The 13,211-nt window shown below is 72.7% G+C and carries 10 protein-coding genes; 4 read left to right on the top strand and 6 right to left on the bottom strand.

Annotated elements, in window-relative coordinates:
- Nucleotides 1-11 precede the first annotated feature (11 nt).
- Nucleotides 12-1,493 (bottom strand): carboxylesterase/lipase family protein, encoded by a 1,482-nt coding sequence (locus NFX31_RS14705; protein ID WP_262956060.1) that lies wholly within the window; start codon nucleotides 1,491-1,493, stop codon nucleotides 12-14.
- Nucleotides 1,494-1,566: 73 nt separating this feature from the next.
- A complete protein-coding gene (locus tag NFX31_RS14700) occupies nucleotides 1,567-2,133 on the bottom strand; it encodes a TetR/AcrR family transcriptional regulator (protein WP_262956059.1) in 567 nt (188 codons plus the stop codon).
- A 166-nt stretch (nucleotides 2,134-2,299) separates the two neighbouring features.
- Between NFX31_RS14700 and NFX31_RS14695 the strand changes: the two genes are divergently transcribed.
- A complete protein-coding gene (locus tag NFX31_RS14695; protein WP_262956058.1) occupies nucleotides 2,300-3,607 on the top strand; it encodes an MFS transporter in 1,308 nt (435 codons plus the stop codon).
- A gap of 28 nt (nucleotides 3,608-3,635) precedes the next feature.
- Complete coding sequence (locus NFX31_RS14690; protein ID WP_262956057.1) at nucleotides 3,636-5,177, top strand: carboxylesterase/lipase family protein; 1,542 nt, start codon at nucleotides 3,636-3,638, stop codon at nucleotides 5,175-5,177.
- A 3-nt stretch (nucleotides 5,178-5,180) separates the two neighbouring features.
- Here the strand turns inward: NFX31_RS14690 and NFX31_RS14685 are convergent, their stop codons facing one another.
- Nucleotides 5,181-5,774 (bottom strand): TetR/AcrR family transcriptional regulator, encoded by a 594-nt coding sequence (locus tag NFX31_RS14685; protein WP_262956056.1) that lies wholly within the window; start codon nucleotides 5,772-5,774, stop codon nucleotides 5,181-5,183.
- A gap of 121 nt (nucleotides 5,775-5,895) precedes the next feature.
- Here NFX31_RS14685 and NFX31_RS14680 point away from each other — a divergent pair, with 121 nt between their 5' ends.
- On the top strand, nucleotides 5,896-8,163 hold the full coding sequence (locus NFX31_RS14680; RefSeq protein WP_262956055.1) for a glycoside hydrolase family 3 C-terminal domain-containing protein: 2,268 nt from the start codon (nucleotides 5,896-5,898) through the stop codon (nucleotides 8,161-8,163).
- 170 nt (nucleotides 8,164-8,333) lie between these two features.
- On the opposite strand, the gene galE is transcribed toward NFX31_RS14680, so the two are convergent.
- From galE to galT, 3 genes are all read right to left on the bottom strand, one after another.
- Nucleotides 8,334-9,311, bottom strand: coding sequence for a UDP-glucose 4-epimerase GalE (gene galE, locus NFX31_RS14675; protein WP_045249207.1), 978 nt, complete (start codon nucleotides 9,309-9,311; stop codon nucleotides 8,334-8,336).
- Between the two features lie 143 nt (nucleotides 9,312-9,454).
- Nucleotides 9,455-10,711 (bottom strand): galactokinase, encoded by a 1,257-nt coding sequence (gene galK / locus NFX31_RS14670; protein WP_262956054.1) that lies wholly within the window; start codon nucleotides 10,709-10,711, stop codon nucleotides 9,455-9,457.
- The gene (galT, locus tag NFX31_RS14665; RefSeq protein WP_420847442.1) at nucleotides 10,708-11,964 is read right to left on the bottom strand and encodes a galactose-1-phosphate uridylyltransferase; all 1,257 of its coding nucleotides are present in this window, start codon (nucleotides 11,962-11,964) and stop codon (nucleotides 10,708-10,710) included. Before galT ends, galK begins: the two co-directional genes overlap by 4 nt.
- Before the next feature lie 204 nt (nucleotides 11,965-12,168).
- Here galT and NFX31_RS14660 point away from each other — a divergent pair, with 204 nt between their 5' ends.
- Nucleotides 12,169-13,125, top strand: a complete 957-nt coding sequence (locus NFX31_RS14660) for a LacI family DNA-binding transcriptional regulator (protein ID WP_262957217.1) — start codon at nucleotides 12,169-12,171, stop codon at nucleotides 13,123-13,125.
- The last annotated feature ends 86 nt before the right edge of the window (nucleotides 13,126-13,211 follow it).

Raw genomic sequence — 13,211 nt, 5'->3', positions numbered from 1 at the left:
TCGTGCCGGCGTCAGGCCAGGGGCAGCGCGCCGTCGTAGGCGGTCGCGGACAGCACGGGCTCGGCAGGCTCCCCGCCGAAGACGCGGCTGAGGCCCGGATCCGTCCGCCAGGAAGGCCAGCCCGGGTCGCCCTCGGTCACGAACCGCACTGCCGTGGCGTGCATCTCGGTCGCGAGGTGCTGCGGCGGGGTGGGGCCGGCGAGGCGCTCGACGAACGGATCGTCGAGCACGTCGAACCAGAACGGCACGTCGAGGCAGTGGCAGGACCACCCCTTCGCCGGTGAGACCCAGGCGAACCGGTAGGTCCAGGTGGGCGCATCGCCGCGTGCCCGAGCCGTGCGCACGACGAGCGAGCGGAACACACGGTCGGTCACGAACCGCCCGAGCAGGGCCGGGGTGCCACGGCGGCGCTGCGCCCGGTTCGCGGCGACGTAGGCGCGGCGCAGGGGGCGGTCGCGCGTCAGCAGCCGCAGCGCGAGTCCTGCCGGCACGAAGCGCAGGGCGCGCGGGGCCCGATCCAGCGTCATGGTGAACTCGTCGTCGGTGGCGCCCAGCAGCAGCGGCTTGTCGGATCCGATCCCGGCGCGCAGCGCCTCCACGGCGGGCTGCGGCAGCACCTCGCCGTCGATCGCCGGGCCCCAGGGCAGGCCGGAGACGAGCGGATCCAGCACGGCGCGGAGTCCGGTCGCGCCCAGCAGCGCCGCGACGGGCTGGCGCTGCATCACCCGACGCTCGGGGACGGTGCGGAACGCGTCGGCGGTCGGCGGTCCGTCCAGCTCGAGCAGCTGCGCGAGCCGGGCCGTACGGCGGCGCGCGAGATCGGCCGGAACGTCGGCCAGCGCGGGGGAGAAGGCCATCGCCGCGTGGAACAGGTGCTGCGCGCGCTCCAGTCCGAGCAGCGTCAGCACGGCGCCGCCGCCGGCCGACTGCCCGGCGATCGTGACGCGGCCCGGATCCCCGCCGAAGGCCGCGACGTTGCGCTGCACCCACTCCAGCCCCGCGATCCAGTCCAGCACGCCGCGGTTGGGCGGGGCGCCGTCCATCAGGCCGAAGCCGTCGAAGCCGAGGCGGTAGGAGATCGTGACCGTCACGACGTCGTCCCGGTTGAACGCGGCGCCGTCGTACCAGGGGCTCGCCGGGGAGCCGTCGACGTAGCCGCCGCCGTGGATCCACACCATGACCGGCAGCGCGCCGTCGAGCGCCGGGGTGAAGACGTTGACGTTGAGCGTCGCGGCGCCGGGGATGCTGGGCTCGGGGATGAGCGTCTCGCCCTTGTCACCGCGCTGGGCGGTGGGCCCGAACGCCGTCGCGTCGCGCACCCCGGACCACGGCTCGGCCGGCTGAGGTGCGGCGAAGCGTCGTCCGCCGGTGGGCGGTGCGGCGAAGGGGATCCCGAGGAAGGCCGCGGAGGCGCCGGGCGTCCCGGGCTCGCCGCGCCAGAAGCCGCGCACCGCACCGGCGTCGGTCTGGGCGAGGGGCGCGTCGGCGGTCACCCGATCAGCGTATCCGCCCGTCGTGAGGGGCGTTTCGTCTCGCTGCGCTCGCTCAGCGGTCGAGGGCAGAAGGTCAGGGCTTCAGGAGGGCGAAGAACTGCTCGACGTCGGCGGCCATGTCGATCGTCGGATCCAGCATCCACGCGTTCTGCAGCCCGTCGGCGAGCGCGTGCCCGGCGCGGATGATCCACTCCGGGTCCAGGTCGGCGCGGATGCGCCCCTCGCGCTGGCCTGCGGTGATGGCCGTGCGGGCGGCGGCGTGCACCTCCTCCGTGCGGTCGAGGAAGTACGCGCGTGCGGGGTGCCCGGGATCGGCCGCCTCGGCCTGCAGCTGCGTGTAGAGCTGCACGAGGCCCGGCACCTCGGGGTTGTGCCGCACGACGGCGAGGAAGGCGTCGAAGAACTCGAGCTCGTCGTCGGAGGCGGTGTCGCGCCGGTCGCGAGCCCGCAGGATCTCGACGAACAGCTGCTCCTTGGTGCCGAAGTAGTGCAGCAGCCCGGCGGGGCTCAGGCCCACGGCGTCGGCGATCTCGCGGACGGAGGCGTTGCGGTAGCCGCGTCGCCCGACGATCTCGAGCGCGGCCTCGAGGATCTCCTCGCGCTTCACGACGCCCTTCGCGTACGCCCCCCGTTTGGCCATGGAGCAAGGATATCCGTCCGTCATGAAACGCGAACAAGCATCGGGTTCTGCACCTGAAAGCCTTGCGACGTTCAGGTTTCGATGCGACAATCGTCACGGATCCAGAAACCAAACGTGATTCGGGATTTGGATCCGCCCCCGATCCGCTCGACGAGGAGCCATCACCATGACCATCACCCCTCCCGATCCCGCCGCCGAGATCGCACCGACCGGGCTCATCCGCGCCACCGCGCCCGCGGCGGGGGAGCCTGCGGCGAGCCCGCCCGCGACCAAGCGGCTGCTGCCGAGCCTGCTGATCGCCTCGATGACCCTGTTCGCGACCTACGGCGGACTCATCGCGATCCTGCTGCCCACGCAGATCCTGCTGCTGGACGAGAAGAACAAGGTCGCGAACCTCGCGATCGTCACCACGACCTCCTTCGTCTTCACCCTGTTCGCGCAGCCGATCGCCGGAGCCCTCAGCGACCGCACCCGCTCCCGCTTCGGCCGGCGCGTCCCGTGGATGGTGCTCGGCGCGCTGATCGGCGGCGTGCTGCTGCTGGGCATGGGGTCGCTGCAGGACCTGATGTGGATCACGGTGTTCTGGGTGGTGATCCAGGTTGCCCTGAACTTCCTGCAGTCCCCGCTGACCACGATCACCGCCGACCGTTTCCCCCGTGCCAAGCGCGGCGGCGCGAGCGCGATGATCGGCCTGGGCACGCAGCTCGGCATGACGGTCGGCGTCATGCTCGCGGTCGGACTCGGTGCGCAGCTCGGCCTCGGCTACTCGGTCTTCGGCATCGCCGTGATCGTCGTCACGATCCTCTTCGCACTGCTCAACAAGGACTGGTCCTCGAAGGACGCGGTCGTCGAGCCGTTCCGCTGGAGCGCGTTCTTCCGGGGCTTCTGGATCGATCCGCGCAGGCACCCCGACTTCTTCTGGGCGTTCACCGGCCGGTTCCTGCTGATCCTCGGGTACTTCGTCGTCTCCGCGTATCAGCTCTACATCCTCACCGACTACATCAGGCTGCCGCTGCAGGAGGCCCAGGGAGCGGTCATGACGCTGACGCTCGTCGCGTTCGTGCCCACCCTGATCGCGATCGCGCTGTCCGGCTGGTGGAGCGACCGGGTCGGACGGCGCAAGGTGTTCATCTACGCCGCCACGGTCGTCATGGCCGCAGGGCTCGCGTTCCCCCTGATCATGCCGAACATGACCGGCATGATCCTGATGAGCATCGTCAACGGCGTCGGCTTCGGCCTCTACATGTCGGTGGATGCGGCGCTCATGACCGAGGTGCTGCCCGACGAGGGCGGCTCGGCGGGCAAGGATCTCGGCATCCTGAACGTCGCCACCAACATCCCGCAGGCGCTGAGCGCGCCGATCGCGGCGATCATCATCGGATCCTTCGGCGGCTACCCGGTGCTGTTCGTCTTCGCGATCGTGTTCGCCGTGCTCGGGGCCGTCGCCATCGCCCCGATCAAGGGCGTCAAGTAGCCCCGCCTCCTCCACGAAAGGACACCCGATGGAGAACACCCAGACCACCGCAGAAGAGACCACGGCTCCCGCGGCCGAACGGCACCCCGAGGTGCAGACGCGCGCGGGCCGCGTGCGCGGCCGATGGCGCGACACCACACCGCCCGGATCCGGTCCCCGCGGACACCTGCGCTCCGCGGCGTTCCTCGGGATCCCGTTCGCCGAGCCGCCGGTCGGCGAGCGGCGCTTCGCGGCCCCCGTGCCGAAGGCGCCGTGGGAGGGCGTGCTCGACGCCGCCGAGTTCGGCGCCACCGCCCAGCGCGGCGACCCCGGGGTGACGCTCATCCCCGAGCCCAGCATCGACGGGGACTCGACGCTCAACGTGAACGTGTACACGCCCGTGATCCCCGGAGAAGAGGGGACGGAGGGCTCCGGCCTGCCGGTGCTCGTGTACATCCACGGCGGCGGGTACTTCGCGGGCTCCCCGGCGAGCCCCTGGTACGACGGGCGCAACTTCACCCGCGACGGCGTCGTGACGGTGACGATCTCGTACCGGCTCGGCTTCGACGGCTTCGGGTGGATCCAGGACGCGCCGTCCAATCGCGGCGTGCGCGACTGGCTGCTGGCTCTGGAGTGGGTGCAGCAGAACATCGCGGCGTTCGGCGGCGACCCTGCACGGGTCACGATCGCGGGGCAGTCCGCCGGCGGAGGTGCGGTGCTGACGCTGCTCGGCATGGAGAGGGCGCAGCACCTGTTCCACGGCGTCTACGCGATCTCCGGAGCGCTCGCCGATGTCTCGGCGGAGCGTGCGGAGGCCTTCGGGCGGTCGCTGGCGGCGACGGCCGGCGTCGCCCCCACGCGGGCCGGCTGGTCGGCGCTGGATCAGGACCGCGTGCTCGAGCTGCAGAAGAAGGCGACCGCTTTCGAGGGCGGCGACATGTCGTCGATCGTCGAGGACGGGCTGCCGCTCGGCCCGAGCGTCGACGGCGAGCTGCTGCTGCGGCCGACGCCCGAGTCGCTGCGGGCCGGTGTCGGATCCGGCAAGCCCCTCGTGCTCGGCGCGACGGACGACGAGTTCACGATGGCGATGGGGGATGCGGCGAAGGCGCTGCGCTGGGTGCCCACCGGCATGCTGCTGGGCAAGCTGGGCGTCGCCAAGCCGGTGCGCAGAGCGTACCTCGCCGCGAACGCCGACGTGGTGGCGAAGGGCAAGGCGCGCCTGGCGGGGCGCGTGCTGACCGACCGGATGTTCCGCCTCGCGATCCTGCGGATCGTGGCCGACCGCGGCACCGCGCCGACGTGGGTCTACCGCTTCTCCTGGCCGTCCGGCACGTTCGGGTTCGCCGAGCACTGCCTCGACGTGCCGTTCTTCTTCGACTGCCTGGACGGCCCTGCGATGGTGCCGCTCGCCGGTCCGAACCCGCCGCAGGCCCTCGCCGACGAGGTGCACCGGGCCGCGGTCGCCTTCATCGCCGCCGGGGATCCGGGATGGACCAGGTACGACCGCGACGGGATCGCGCGGGTGTTCGACACCCCGTCGCGCGACCAGCCCGACGCCTACGCGTCGGTGCATCCGCTGCAGGAGGGGTGACGCTCACTCGCCCGGCGGCTGGAGCAGATCGAAGAGCGTCTCGATGAGGGCCGCCATGTCGAGCTCCGGCTCGACGAGCAGCTGCATCTGGGCGCCGTCGGAGACGGCCTGCAGGAGCCGCGCGGCGAGCACGGGATCGATCCCGGCACGCAGTCGGCCGGCCGCCTGCGCCTCGGCGATCGTGGCCGCCCAGCGGGCGCGCAGGCCCGCGCTCCGCTCCGCGAAGAACGCGCGGGACGGGTGCTCGGGGTCGGCGGCGTCGGCAGCGAGGCGGGTGAACAGCTCGACGAGCCCCGGCACCTGCGCGTTGTGGCGCACGATGTCGAGGTATCCGTCGCGCAGGTCGTCCAGATCCGCCCCCGCCGCCTCGGCATGATCGGCCAGGTCGATCTCGTCGCGCGTGCGCAGGATCTCGACGAACAGCTCGTCCTTGCTGTCGAAGTAGTGCAGCAGGCCGGCCTGGCTGAGGCCGACCGCCTCGGCGAGCTCCTTCACGGAGGCGCCGTGGTACCCCTCGCGGGCGATCACGGCCAGCGCGGTGCGCAGGATCTCCTCACGCTTCGCGATCCCTTTCGCATACGAGCCCCGTCGTGCCATGGCCCGAGACTATCTCGGGATCCCCGGCCTCGCGGCTAAAACCGAGCAATGCTTGCTTTTTGATCCGGAACCTGATCGACTGGCCCTGCCCGTCACCCGAGTCGTCTACGAAGGAGTCGACATGACAACGCCCCGCGACCACCTGCCCGAGCTCAGCACCGAGGAGAAGGCGTCGCTGACCAGCGGCAGGGACTTCTGGACCCTGAAGCCCATCGACCGGGTCGGCGTGCCGTCGATCATGGTCACCGACGGGCCGCACGGTCTGCGCAAGCAGGCGGCGGAGTCCGACCACCTGGGTCTCAGCGAGAGCGTCCCGGCGACGTGCTTCCCGCCCGCCTCCGGGCTCGGTTCTTCGTTCGATCCGGAGCTCGCGGAGCGCGTGGGCGTCGCCCTCGGCGTCGAGTCGGCGATCGAGGACGTCGCGGTCATCCTCGGCCCCGGCATCAACATCAAGCGCTCGCCCCTGTGCGGCCGCAACTTCGAGTACGTCTCCGAGGACCCGATCGTCTCCGGCGTCATCGGTGCAGGCCTGGTACGGGGGATCCAGTCGCAGGGCGTGGGCTCGTCCCTCAAGCACTTCGCCGCCAACAACCAGGAGTTCGAGCGGATGACCGCGTCGAGCGACGTGGATCCGCGTCCGCTGCGGGAGATCTACCTGCGCGGCTTCGAGCGCGTCGTGAAGGACGCGCAGCCGTGGACGGTGATGTGCTCGTACAACAAGATCAACGGCGTCTACGCGTCGCAGGATCCGTGGCTGCTCACGCAGGTGCTGCGGGACGAGTGGGGCTTCGACGGACTCGTCGTCTCCGACTGGGGCGCGGTGAACGACCGGGTGGCGGCGCTCGTCGCGGGCCTGGACCTCGAGATGCCCGGCAGCGACGGGGCGCCCGACGCCGCCGTCGCCACCGCTGCGGCCTCCGACCCGGCCGTGGCCGCCGCACTGGACGCGTCGGCCGGCCGCGTGCTCGACCTGGTCGGGCGGGCACTGGACCGCCCCGCCGTCGCCGGGCCGCTCGACGTCGACGCCCACCACGCGCTCGCCCGCGAGGCCGCCGGACGCTCGATCGTGCTGCTGAAGAACGACGCGGTCGACGGCGCCCCGCTGCTTCCGCTCGCCGACGACACGACCATCGCGCTCCTCGGCGAGTTCGCGCGCACGCCGCGGTTCCAGGGCGGCGGATCCTCGCACATCAACCCCACCCGGGTGGACTCGGCGCTGGACGCGCTGCGCGCCGTCGCCGGGGATCGCGTCGCGTTCGCTCCCGGCTTCGCCTTCGATCCCGCCGCCGAGGGCCAGGACGCCCTCCGCGAAGAGGCGGTCGCCCTCGCCGCGTCCCGCGACGTCGCCGTGGTGTTCCTCGGCCTCACCGATGCCGAGGAGTCGGAGGGCTTCGACCGCGACCACATCGACCTCGCCGCGCACCAGCTCGCGCTGCTCGATGCGGTCGTCGCGGCGAACCCGCGCACCGTCGTCGTGCTCTCCAACGGCTCGGTCGTCGCGCTGCCGTTCGCCGACCGGGTGCCGGCGATCGTCGAGGCCTGGCTGCTCGGCCAGGCCGGCGGATCCGCCACCGTCGACGTGCTGACGGGCGCGGTGAACCCGTCCGGCCGCCTCGCCGAGACCATCCCGCACCGGATCGAGGACACCCCGGCGTTCGGCAACTTCCCCGGCTCGAACGGCCACGTCCGCTACGGCGAGGGGATCCTCGTCGGCTACCGCTGGTACGACGCCCGCGACATGTCGGTCGCCTACCCGTTCGGGCACGGGCTGTCGTACACGGCCTTCGCGTACGGTGAGATCTCCGCGGCGGTGACCGCATCGGGTGACATCGAGGTGACGGTCCCGGTGACGAACACCGGATCCCGCGACGGCCGTGAGGTCGTGCAGGTGTACGTCGCCCCGGTCGCCTCCGTCGTCGAGCGCGCCCCTCGGGAGCTCAAGGCCTTCGCCTCGGTCGAGATCGCGGCGGGCGCCACCGCCGACGTCGTGCTGACCGTGCGTCGCGAGGATCTCGCCTACTGGGACATCCGCGTCGACCGCTTCGTCGTCGAGGGCGGCTCCTACCGCGTCGAGGTCGGTGCGTCGAGCCGCGATCTCCGCGGCACCGTGACGATCGACGTCGCCGGAGATGCGGTCCTGGTTCCGCTGACTCCCGAGTCCACGCTCACGCAGGTGTTCGCGCACCCGGTGGCCGGCCCGATGGTGGCGGGCGCCTTCGCCGCGATGCAGGAGCAGTTCGGCGGCGACGGCGACGGGATCATGTCGGGCGAGGCGATGGCCAAGATGATGGGGTCGTTCCCGATCGGCCGCCTGCCGGCGTTCGGCTGGGGCCTGGACCGTGCCGGGGTCGACCAGCTGATCGCCGCCGCGAACGCCCCCCAGGCCTGACCGCCCGTCCGTCCCGGGGAGCGCCACTCCCCGGGACGGGGTTCCGCGTGTTGCGCCGGATCCACTCCGCTCGCTGGTCGCGGATTGCGGGCATTCCTCGTAGAGAGCCGCAATCCGCGACCAGCGAGCAGTGATGCAGTGCGCGAGCGGCGTCCGCGGATCTGGATCGCTCAGCCGGCGTTGCGGCGGGCCTCCCAGCCGGAGCGGACCATCTCGTCGACCGTGTGACGCATCCGCCAGTCGAGGTCGCGGGCGGCGAGCTCCCCGGTCGCCACGATCCGGTCGGGATCGCCGGGGCGGCGCGGCCCGATCGCGGGGGTGAAGGCGATGCCGGTGACGCGGGCCATCGCGTCCATGATCTGGCGCACCGAGAGGCCGTCGCCGGATCCGAGGTTGTAGGCGGCCTCGATCGGGTCGCCCGCGACCATGCGCTGCGCAGCGGCCACGTGGGCCAGGGCGATGTCGCCGACGTGCACGTAGTCGCGCACGTTCGTGCCGTCCTCGGTGGCGTAGTCGTCGCCGTTGATCTGCGGGGTGTCGCCGGCGAGCAGCTTCTCGAAGACGATCGGGAACAGGTTGTGCGGACTCACGTCGTACACCGTGGGATCCGCCGATCCCACCACGTTGAAGTAGCGCAGGGAGGTGTGCACGAGCGGGGTCTCGGATCCGGCGGTCGCGACCGCCTGGTCGCGCAGCAACCACTCGCCGATGAGCTTCGACTCGCCGTACGGGCTCGCCGGACGCTTCTCGGTGTCCTCCACGACGAGCGGCGCATCGGGGGTTCCGAACACGGCGGCGCTCGACGAGAACACGATCTTCGCGACGCCCGCCGCGGCCATCGCCTCGAGGATGACGCGCGTGCCCTCGACGTTCTGCGCGTAGGTGTGCAGCGGACGCTGCACTGAGACGCCCGCGTACTTGAACCCGGCGACATGGATCACGCCCTGCACGTCGTGCTCACGCAGGGTGCGCTCCACGAGCTCGCGATCGAGGATGCTGCCCTGCACGAAGGCGACGCCCTCGGGGACGAACGAGGCCACGCCGCTGGACAGGTCGTCCAGCACGACCGGGGTGAGCCCGGCCTCCGCGAGTGCGCGCACGACGTGCGATCCGATGTAGCCGGCGCCGCCGGTGACAAGCCAGGACATGGGTCTCCTTCGTTTCCGGGCGTCAGCCCTCGTTCGTCAATCCTCTCAGCGGCCTGCTGAACGGATCCGGTTCGAAGCGCGCACCTGGCTGCATCCGGGGGCCGGATCCGGCAAAGTCAGCGCTTCGAAACCGGCAGGGGCGCTCAGACGTCGCGGCGCGGGCCGTCGGACGGGGTCACCGTGAAGAGATGCGGCTCGGCGAACCCGGCGTCGGCGAACGCACGGCGGACGGCGTCCGACACCCGCTCGACGGCGTCGTGGTCGACGAGCGCGATCGCCGCGCCGCCGAAGCCGCCGCCGGTCATCCGCGCGCCGATCGCGCCGTGCGCGAGCGCCGCCTCCACGGCGGCGTCGAGTTCGGGGATCGAGATCTCGAAGTCGGCCCGCAGCGACGCGTGCGAGGCGACGAGCAGGTCGCCGATCGCCCGAGGGCCCTCCGCGGCCAGGGCGGCCACGGTGTCGAGGACGCGCTGGTCTTCGGTGACCACGTGGCGCACACGCCGGAAGTCGACCTCGTCGAGCAGCTCGGCGGCCCGCGGCAGATCCGCCGGAGTCGCGTCGCGCAGCGCGGCGATCCCCAGCGCCGCGGCCCCGCGCTCGCAGGAGGCGCGGCGCTCGCCGTAGCCCCCGGTGGAGTGCGCGTGCTTCACGCCGGTGTCGATCACGAGCACCTCGAGACCGGCCTCGGCGAACCCGAGCGGGATCGAGCGGGTCTCGAGCGAGCGGCAGTCCAGGAACACCGCGGCGTCGGCGTGGCCGAGCATCGATGCCATCTGGTCCATGATCCCGGTCGGCGCGCCCACGGCCTCGTTCTCGGCGCGGCGCCCGGCCTGCGCGAGGGTCACCGGATCGAGTCCGAGCCCCCACAGCTCGTTCAGGGCGGACGCGGCGGCGCCCTCGATCGCGGCGGACGAGGAGAGCCCCGCCCCCACCGGCACATCGGACGCGATGGCGATGTCGACCCCCGGCAGGGTCGCCGCCGCCCATGCCGGGATGAGACCCCGCAGCGCCCAGGCGATGCCCAGAGGGTAGGCGGCCCATTCGGGCACGGTCGCCGGGGCGGTATCGCCGGGGGTGCGCGTGCCAGAGCCGGCCGCGGGGAAGAGCGCATCCAGGTCGTCGAGCGCGACCTCGACCGGCTCCGAGGCGAACGTCGACGCGACGCGGATCCGGCCGTCGGCGCGCAGCCGTGCCGCCGCAGCCGTGCGGTGCTGGATCGCGAACGGCAGCACGAAGCCGTCGTTGTAGTCGGTGTGCTCCCCGATGAGGTTCGCGCGTCCGGGCGCGGACCAGACGCCGGTGGGCGCGGATCCGGTCAGCGCGCGGAACAGCTCTGCGGCGCCGGCGACGGCGGTGGGCTCGGCGGCGACCACGGGGTCGGCGGCGGGGGCGGGGGTCATCGGGTCTCCTCGACGGGCAGGGGAACGGACGCGATCGCGTCGCGCAGGCGCGCGGCCGCATCCTCGGGCAGGATCTCGGCCGTCCACGCAGACATCGCGGACTCGGACCCGGCCAGGAACTTCAGCTTGTCGGCGGCACGGCGGGGGCTGGTGAGCTCGAGGCGCATGCGGATCGTGCCGCGGCCGACGTGCACCGGGGCCTGGTGCCAGGCGGCGATGTACGGCGTCGGCGAGGCGTAGAGCGCATCCACGCCGCGCAGCAGGCGCAGGTACAGGGGGGCGAGCTCGTCGCGCTCCGCGTCGTCCAGCGCGGTGAAGTCGGGCACGTGCCGGTGCGGCAGCAGCTGCACCTCGAGCGGCCAGCGCGCGGCGAACGGCACGAAGGCGGTCCAGTGCTCTCCCTGCAGCACCACCCGGTCGGATCCCTGCTCCGCGTCGAGGATGCGCGCGAACAGGTCGTCGCCGGTGCGGGCGATGCTCTCGCGCAGCCGCTGCGTGCGCGGGGTGACATAGGGGTACGCGTAGATCTGGCCGTGCGGATGCGGCAGCGTGACGCCGATCGCCTCGCCGCGGTTCTCGAACGGGAACACCTGCTCGATGCCGGGGAGCGCGGAGAGGGTGGCCGTGCGGTCGGCCCAGGCCTCGATCACGGTGCGCGCGCGAGTGACCGACTGCGTGCCGAAGGATCCGGCGTGCTCGGGGCTGAAGCAGACCACCTCGCAGCGTCCGACGCTGGTCCGGGTGCGTCCGAGCCCGATCTGCTCCAGGTCGGCGAGGCCCTGCGGCGGGTCGACCGCTGCCGGCGCGGTGCCGACGGCGTTCGTGAGGGCGGGCCCGAACGACGGGGAGCGGTTCTCGAACACGGCGACGTCGTAGCGCGACGGCACCTCGGAGGGGTTGGTCGCCGTCTGCGGCGCGAGCGGATCCGCATCCGCGCCCGGCATCATCACCCGGGTCTGACGCTGGGTGGCGAACGTGATCCAGTCCCCGGTGAGCACGTCCTGACGCATGGTCGCCGTGTCCGGGCGCGGGTCGAGGGCGCGCGCGTCGACGCTCCGCTCCGGCCCGAGGGCCGTGCCGGGGTCGTCGTAGTAGACGAGGTCTCGGCCGTCGGCGAGGCGTGTGGTCCGCTTGACGACGCCGGCGCCGAGCGTCGTGACGGCGAGCACCGCGTCCCCGCCTCCGGGGGCAGCGGTCGCGTCTGCGGGCGCCGCCGGCGCGGCGGTCGTACCGAACGCAGGATCCGTTTCCATGTTCACGTAAACACGATAGGGCACGCGGCGTGATAGCGTCAACAAACCTGCGAACGGCGCGCCGAACGGTGCGGGTGGGATCGGCGGGGGAGAGGCGAGGCGATGCCGAAGCACGACGACGAGCTCGAGGAGCTCCTCCGCACGGTCGACGGAGCGCCCGCCGGCCGCACGCGCAGGGGTCCCCGGCCCAGCGGTCGCGTGTCGATGGCGATGGTCGCCGCGCGGGCCGGCGTCTCCGGCCAGACCGTCTCACGGGTCGTGAACGACAGCCCCCGGGTGGATCCGGTCACGCGTGAGCGGGTCGAGGCTGCGATGGCCGAGCTCGGCTACCGCCCGCATCGCGCCGCGCGGGCGCTGCGCACCGGACGCTCGATGACGATCGGCGTGGTGGCGCAGACCCTCGCCACGGTCGGCAACTCCTCGCTGCTGCAGGCCGTCGCGGAGGCTGCGGAGGCGCGCGGCTACGCCCTCGCCGTCGTCACGCTGGGCGCGGCGGGTCGCATCGGCGACGCCTTCGACCGGCTGCGCGATCAGGGCGTCGACGGCGCGATCGTGCTGAACGAGGCATCGGCGCTCGCCCGCGACGTGGATCCGGCCGGCCTCGTGCTCGTCGTGGTCGATGCGCCGGCCGACCCGCGGTTCACGGTCATCGGCACCGATCACGCCGCCGGCGCCAGGGTCGCGACCGCGCACCTGCTCGACGGCGGCGCCGCCACCGTGCATCATGTCGCCGGACCGGAGGGCTCGTTCGCGGCGGCCGAGCGCGAGCGCGGCTGGCGCGAAGAGCTCGCGGCGCGCGGGGCCCGCATCCCGGAGCCGCTGCGCGGAGACTGGAGCGCCGGATCCGGTCATGCGCTGGGCGGCACCCTCGCGGCCGATCCCGAGGTCACGGCCGTGTTCGCCGCGAACGACCAGATGGCGCTCGGGCTGCTGCGCGCGCTCGCCGACGCCGGGCGGCGCATCCCCGCCGACGTCGCCGTGCTCGGCTTCGACGACATCGCCGACGCCGCCGAGTTCCGCCCGCCGCTGACGACGATCCGCCAGGACTTCGCCGCACTCGGCGAGAAGGCCGTGCAGATCCTCATCGACCGCGTCGAGGGCCAGACCCTCGCGGATCCGGCGCTGCTCGTGCCGACGCTGGTCGCGCGCGCGAGCGCCTAGCCGGGCTCGCGTCGCCCGCGGGCGGGGCGGCCGCTCTCGGGCGGGGCGTTCGCGATGGATGCGTCGCATCGGTTGCGGAAAGCGTG

The sequence above is a fragment of the Microbacterium azadirachtae genome (genome assembly GCF_025583665.1).
Classification (GTDB): domain Bacteria; phylum Actinomycetota; class Actinomycetes; order Actinomycetales; family Microbacteriaceae; genus Microbacterium; species Microbacterium azadirachtae.
This window is presented reverse-complemented; position numbering and strand designations above follow the sequence as displayed.

What these genes read in the sequence shown, in the direction of transcription:
- NFX31_RS14680 (WP_262956055.1), top strand. Translation starts at nt 5,896, where the DNA reads ATGACAACGCCCCGCGACCACCTGCCCGAGCTCAGCACCGAGGAGAAG.
- NFX31_RS14690 (WP_262956057.1), top strand. Translation starts at nt 3,636, where the DNA reads ATGGAGAACACCCAGACCACCGCAGAAGAGACCACGGCTCCCGCGGCC.
- NFX31_RS14685 (WP_262956056.1), bottom strand. Translation starts at nt 5,774, where the DNA reads ATGGCACGACGGGGCTCGTATGCGAAAGGGATCGCGAAGCGTGAGGAG.
- galE (WP_045249207.1), bottom strand. Translation starts at nt 9,311, where the DNA reads ATGTCCTGGCTTGTCACCGGCGGCGCCGGCTACATCGGATCGCACGTC.
- NFX31_RS14660 (WP_262957217.1), top strand. Translation starts at nt 12,169, where the DNA reads ATGGCGATGGTCGCCGCGCGGGCCGGCGTCTCCGGCCAGACCGTCTCA.
- galT (WP_420847442.1), bottom strand. Translation starts at nt 11,964, where the DNA reads ATGGAAACGGATCCTGCGTTCGGTACGACCGCCGCGCCGGCGGCGCCC.
- NFX31_RS14700 (WP_262956059.1), bottom strand. Translation starts at nt 2,133, where the DNA reads ATGGCCAAACGGGGGGCGTACGCGAAGGGCGTCGTGAAGCGCGAGGAG.
- NFX31_RS14695 (WP_262956058.1), top strand. Translation starts at nt 2,300, where the DNA reads ATGACCATCACCCCTCCCGATCCCGCCGCCGAGATCGCACCGACCGGG.
- galK (WP_262956054.1), bottom strand. Translation starts at nt 10,711, where the DNA reads ATGACCCCCGCCCCCGCCGCCGACCCCGTGGTCGCCGCCGAGCCCACC.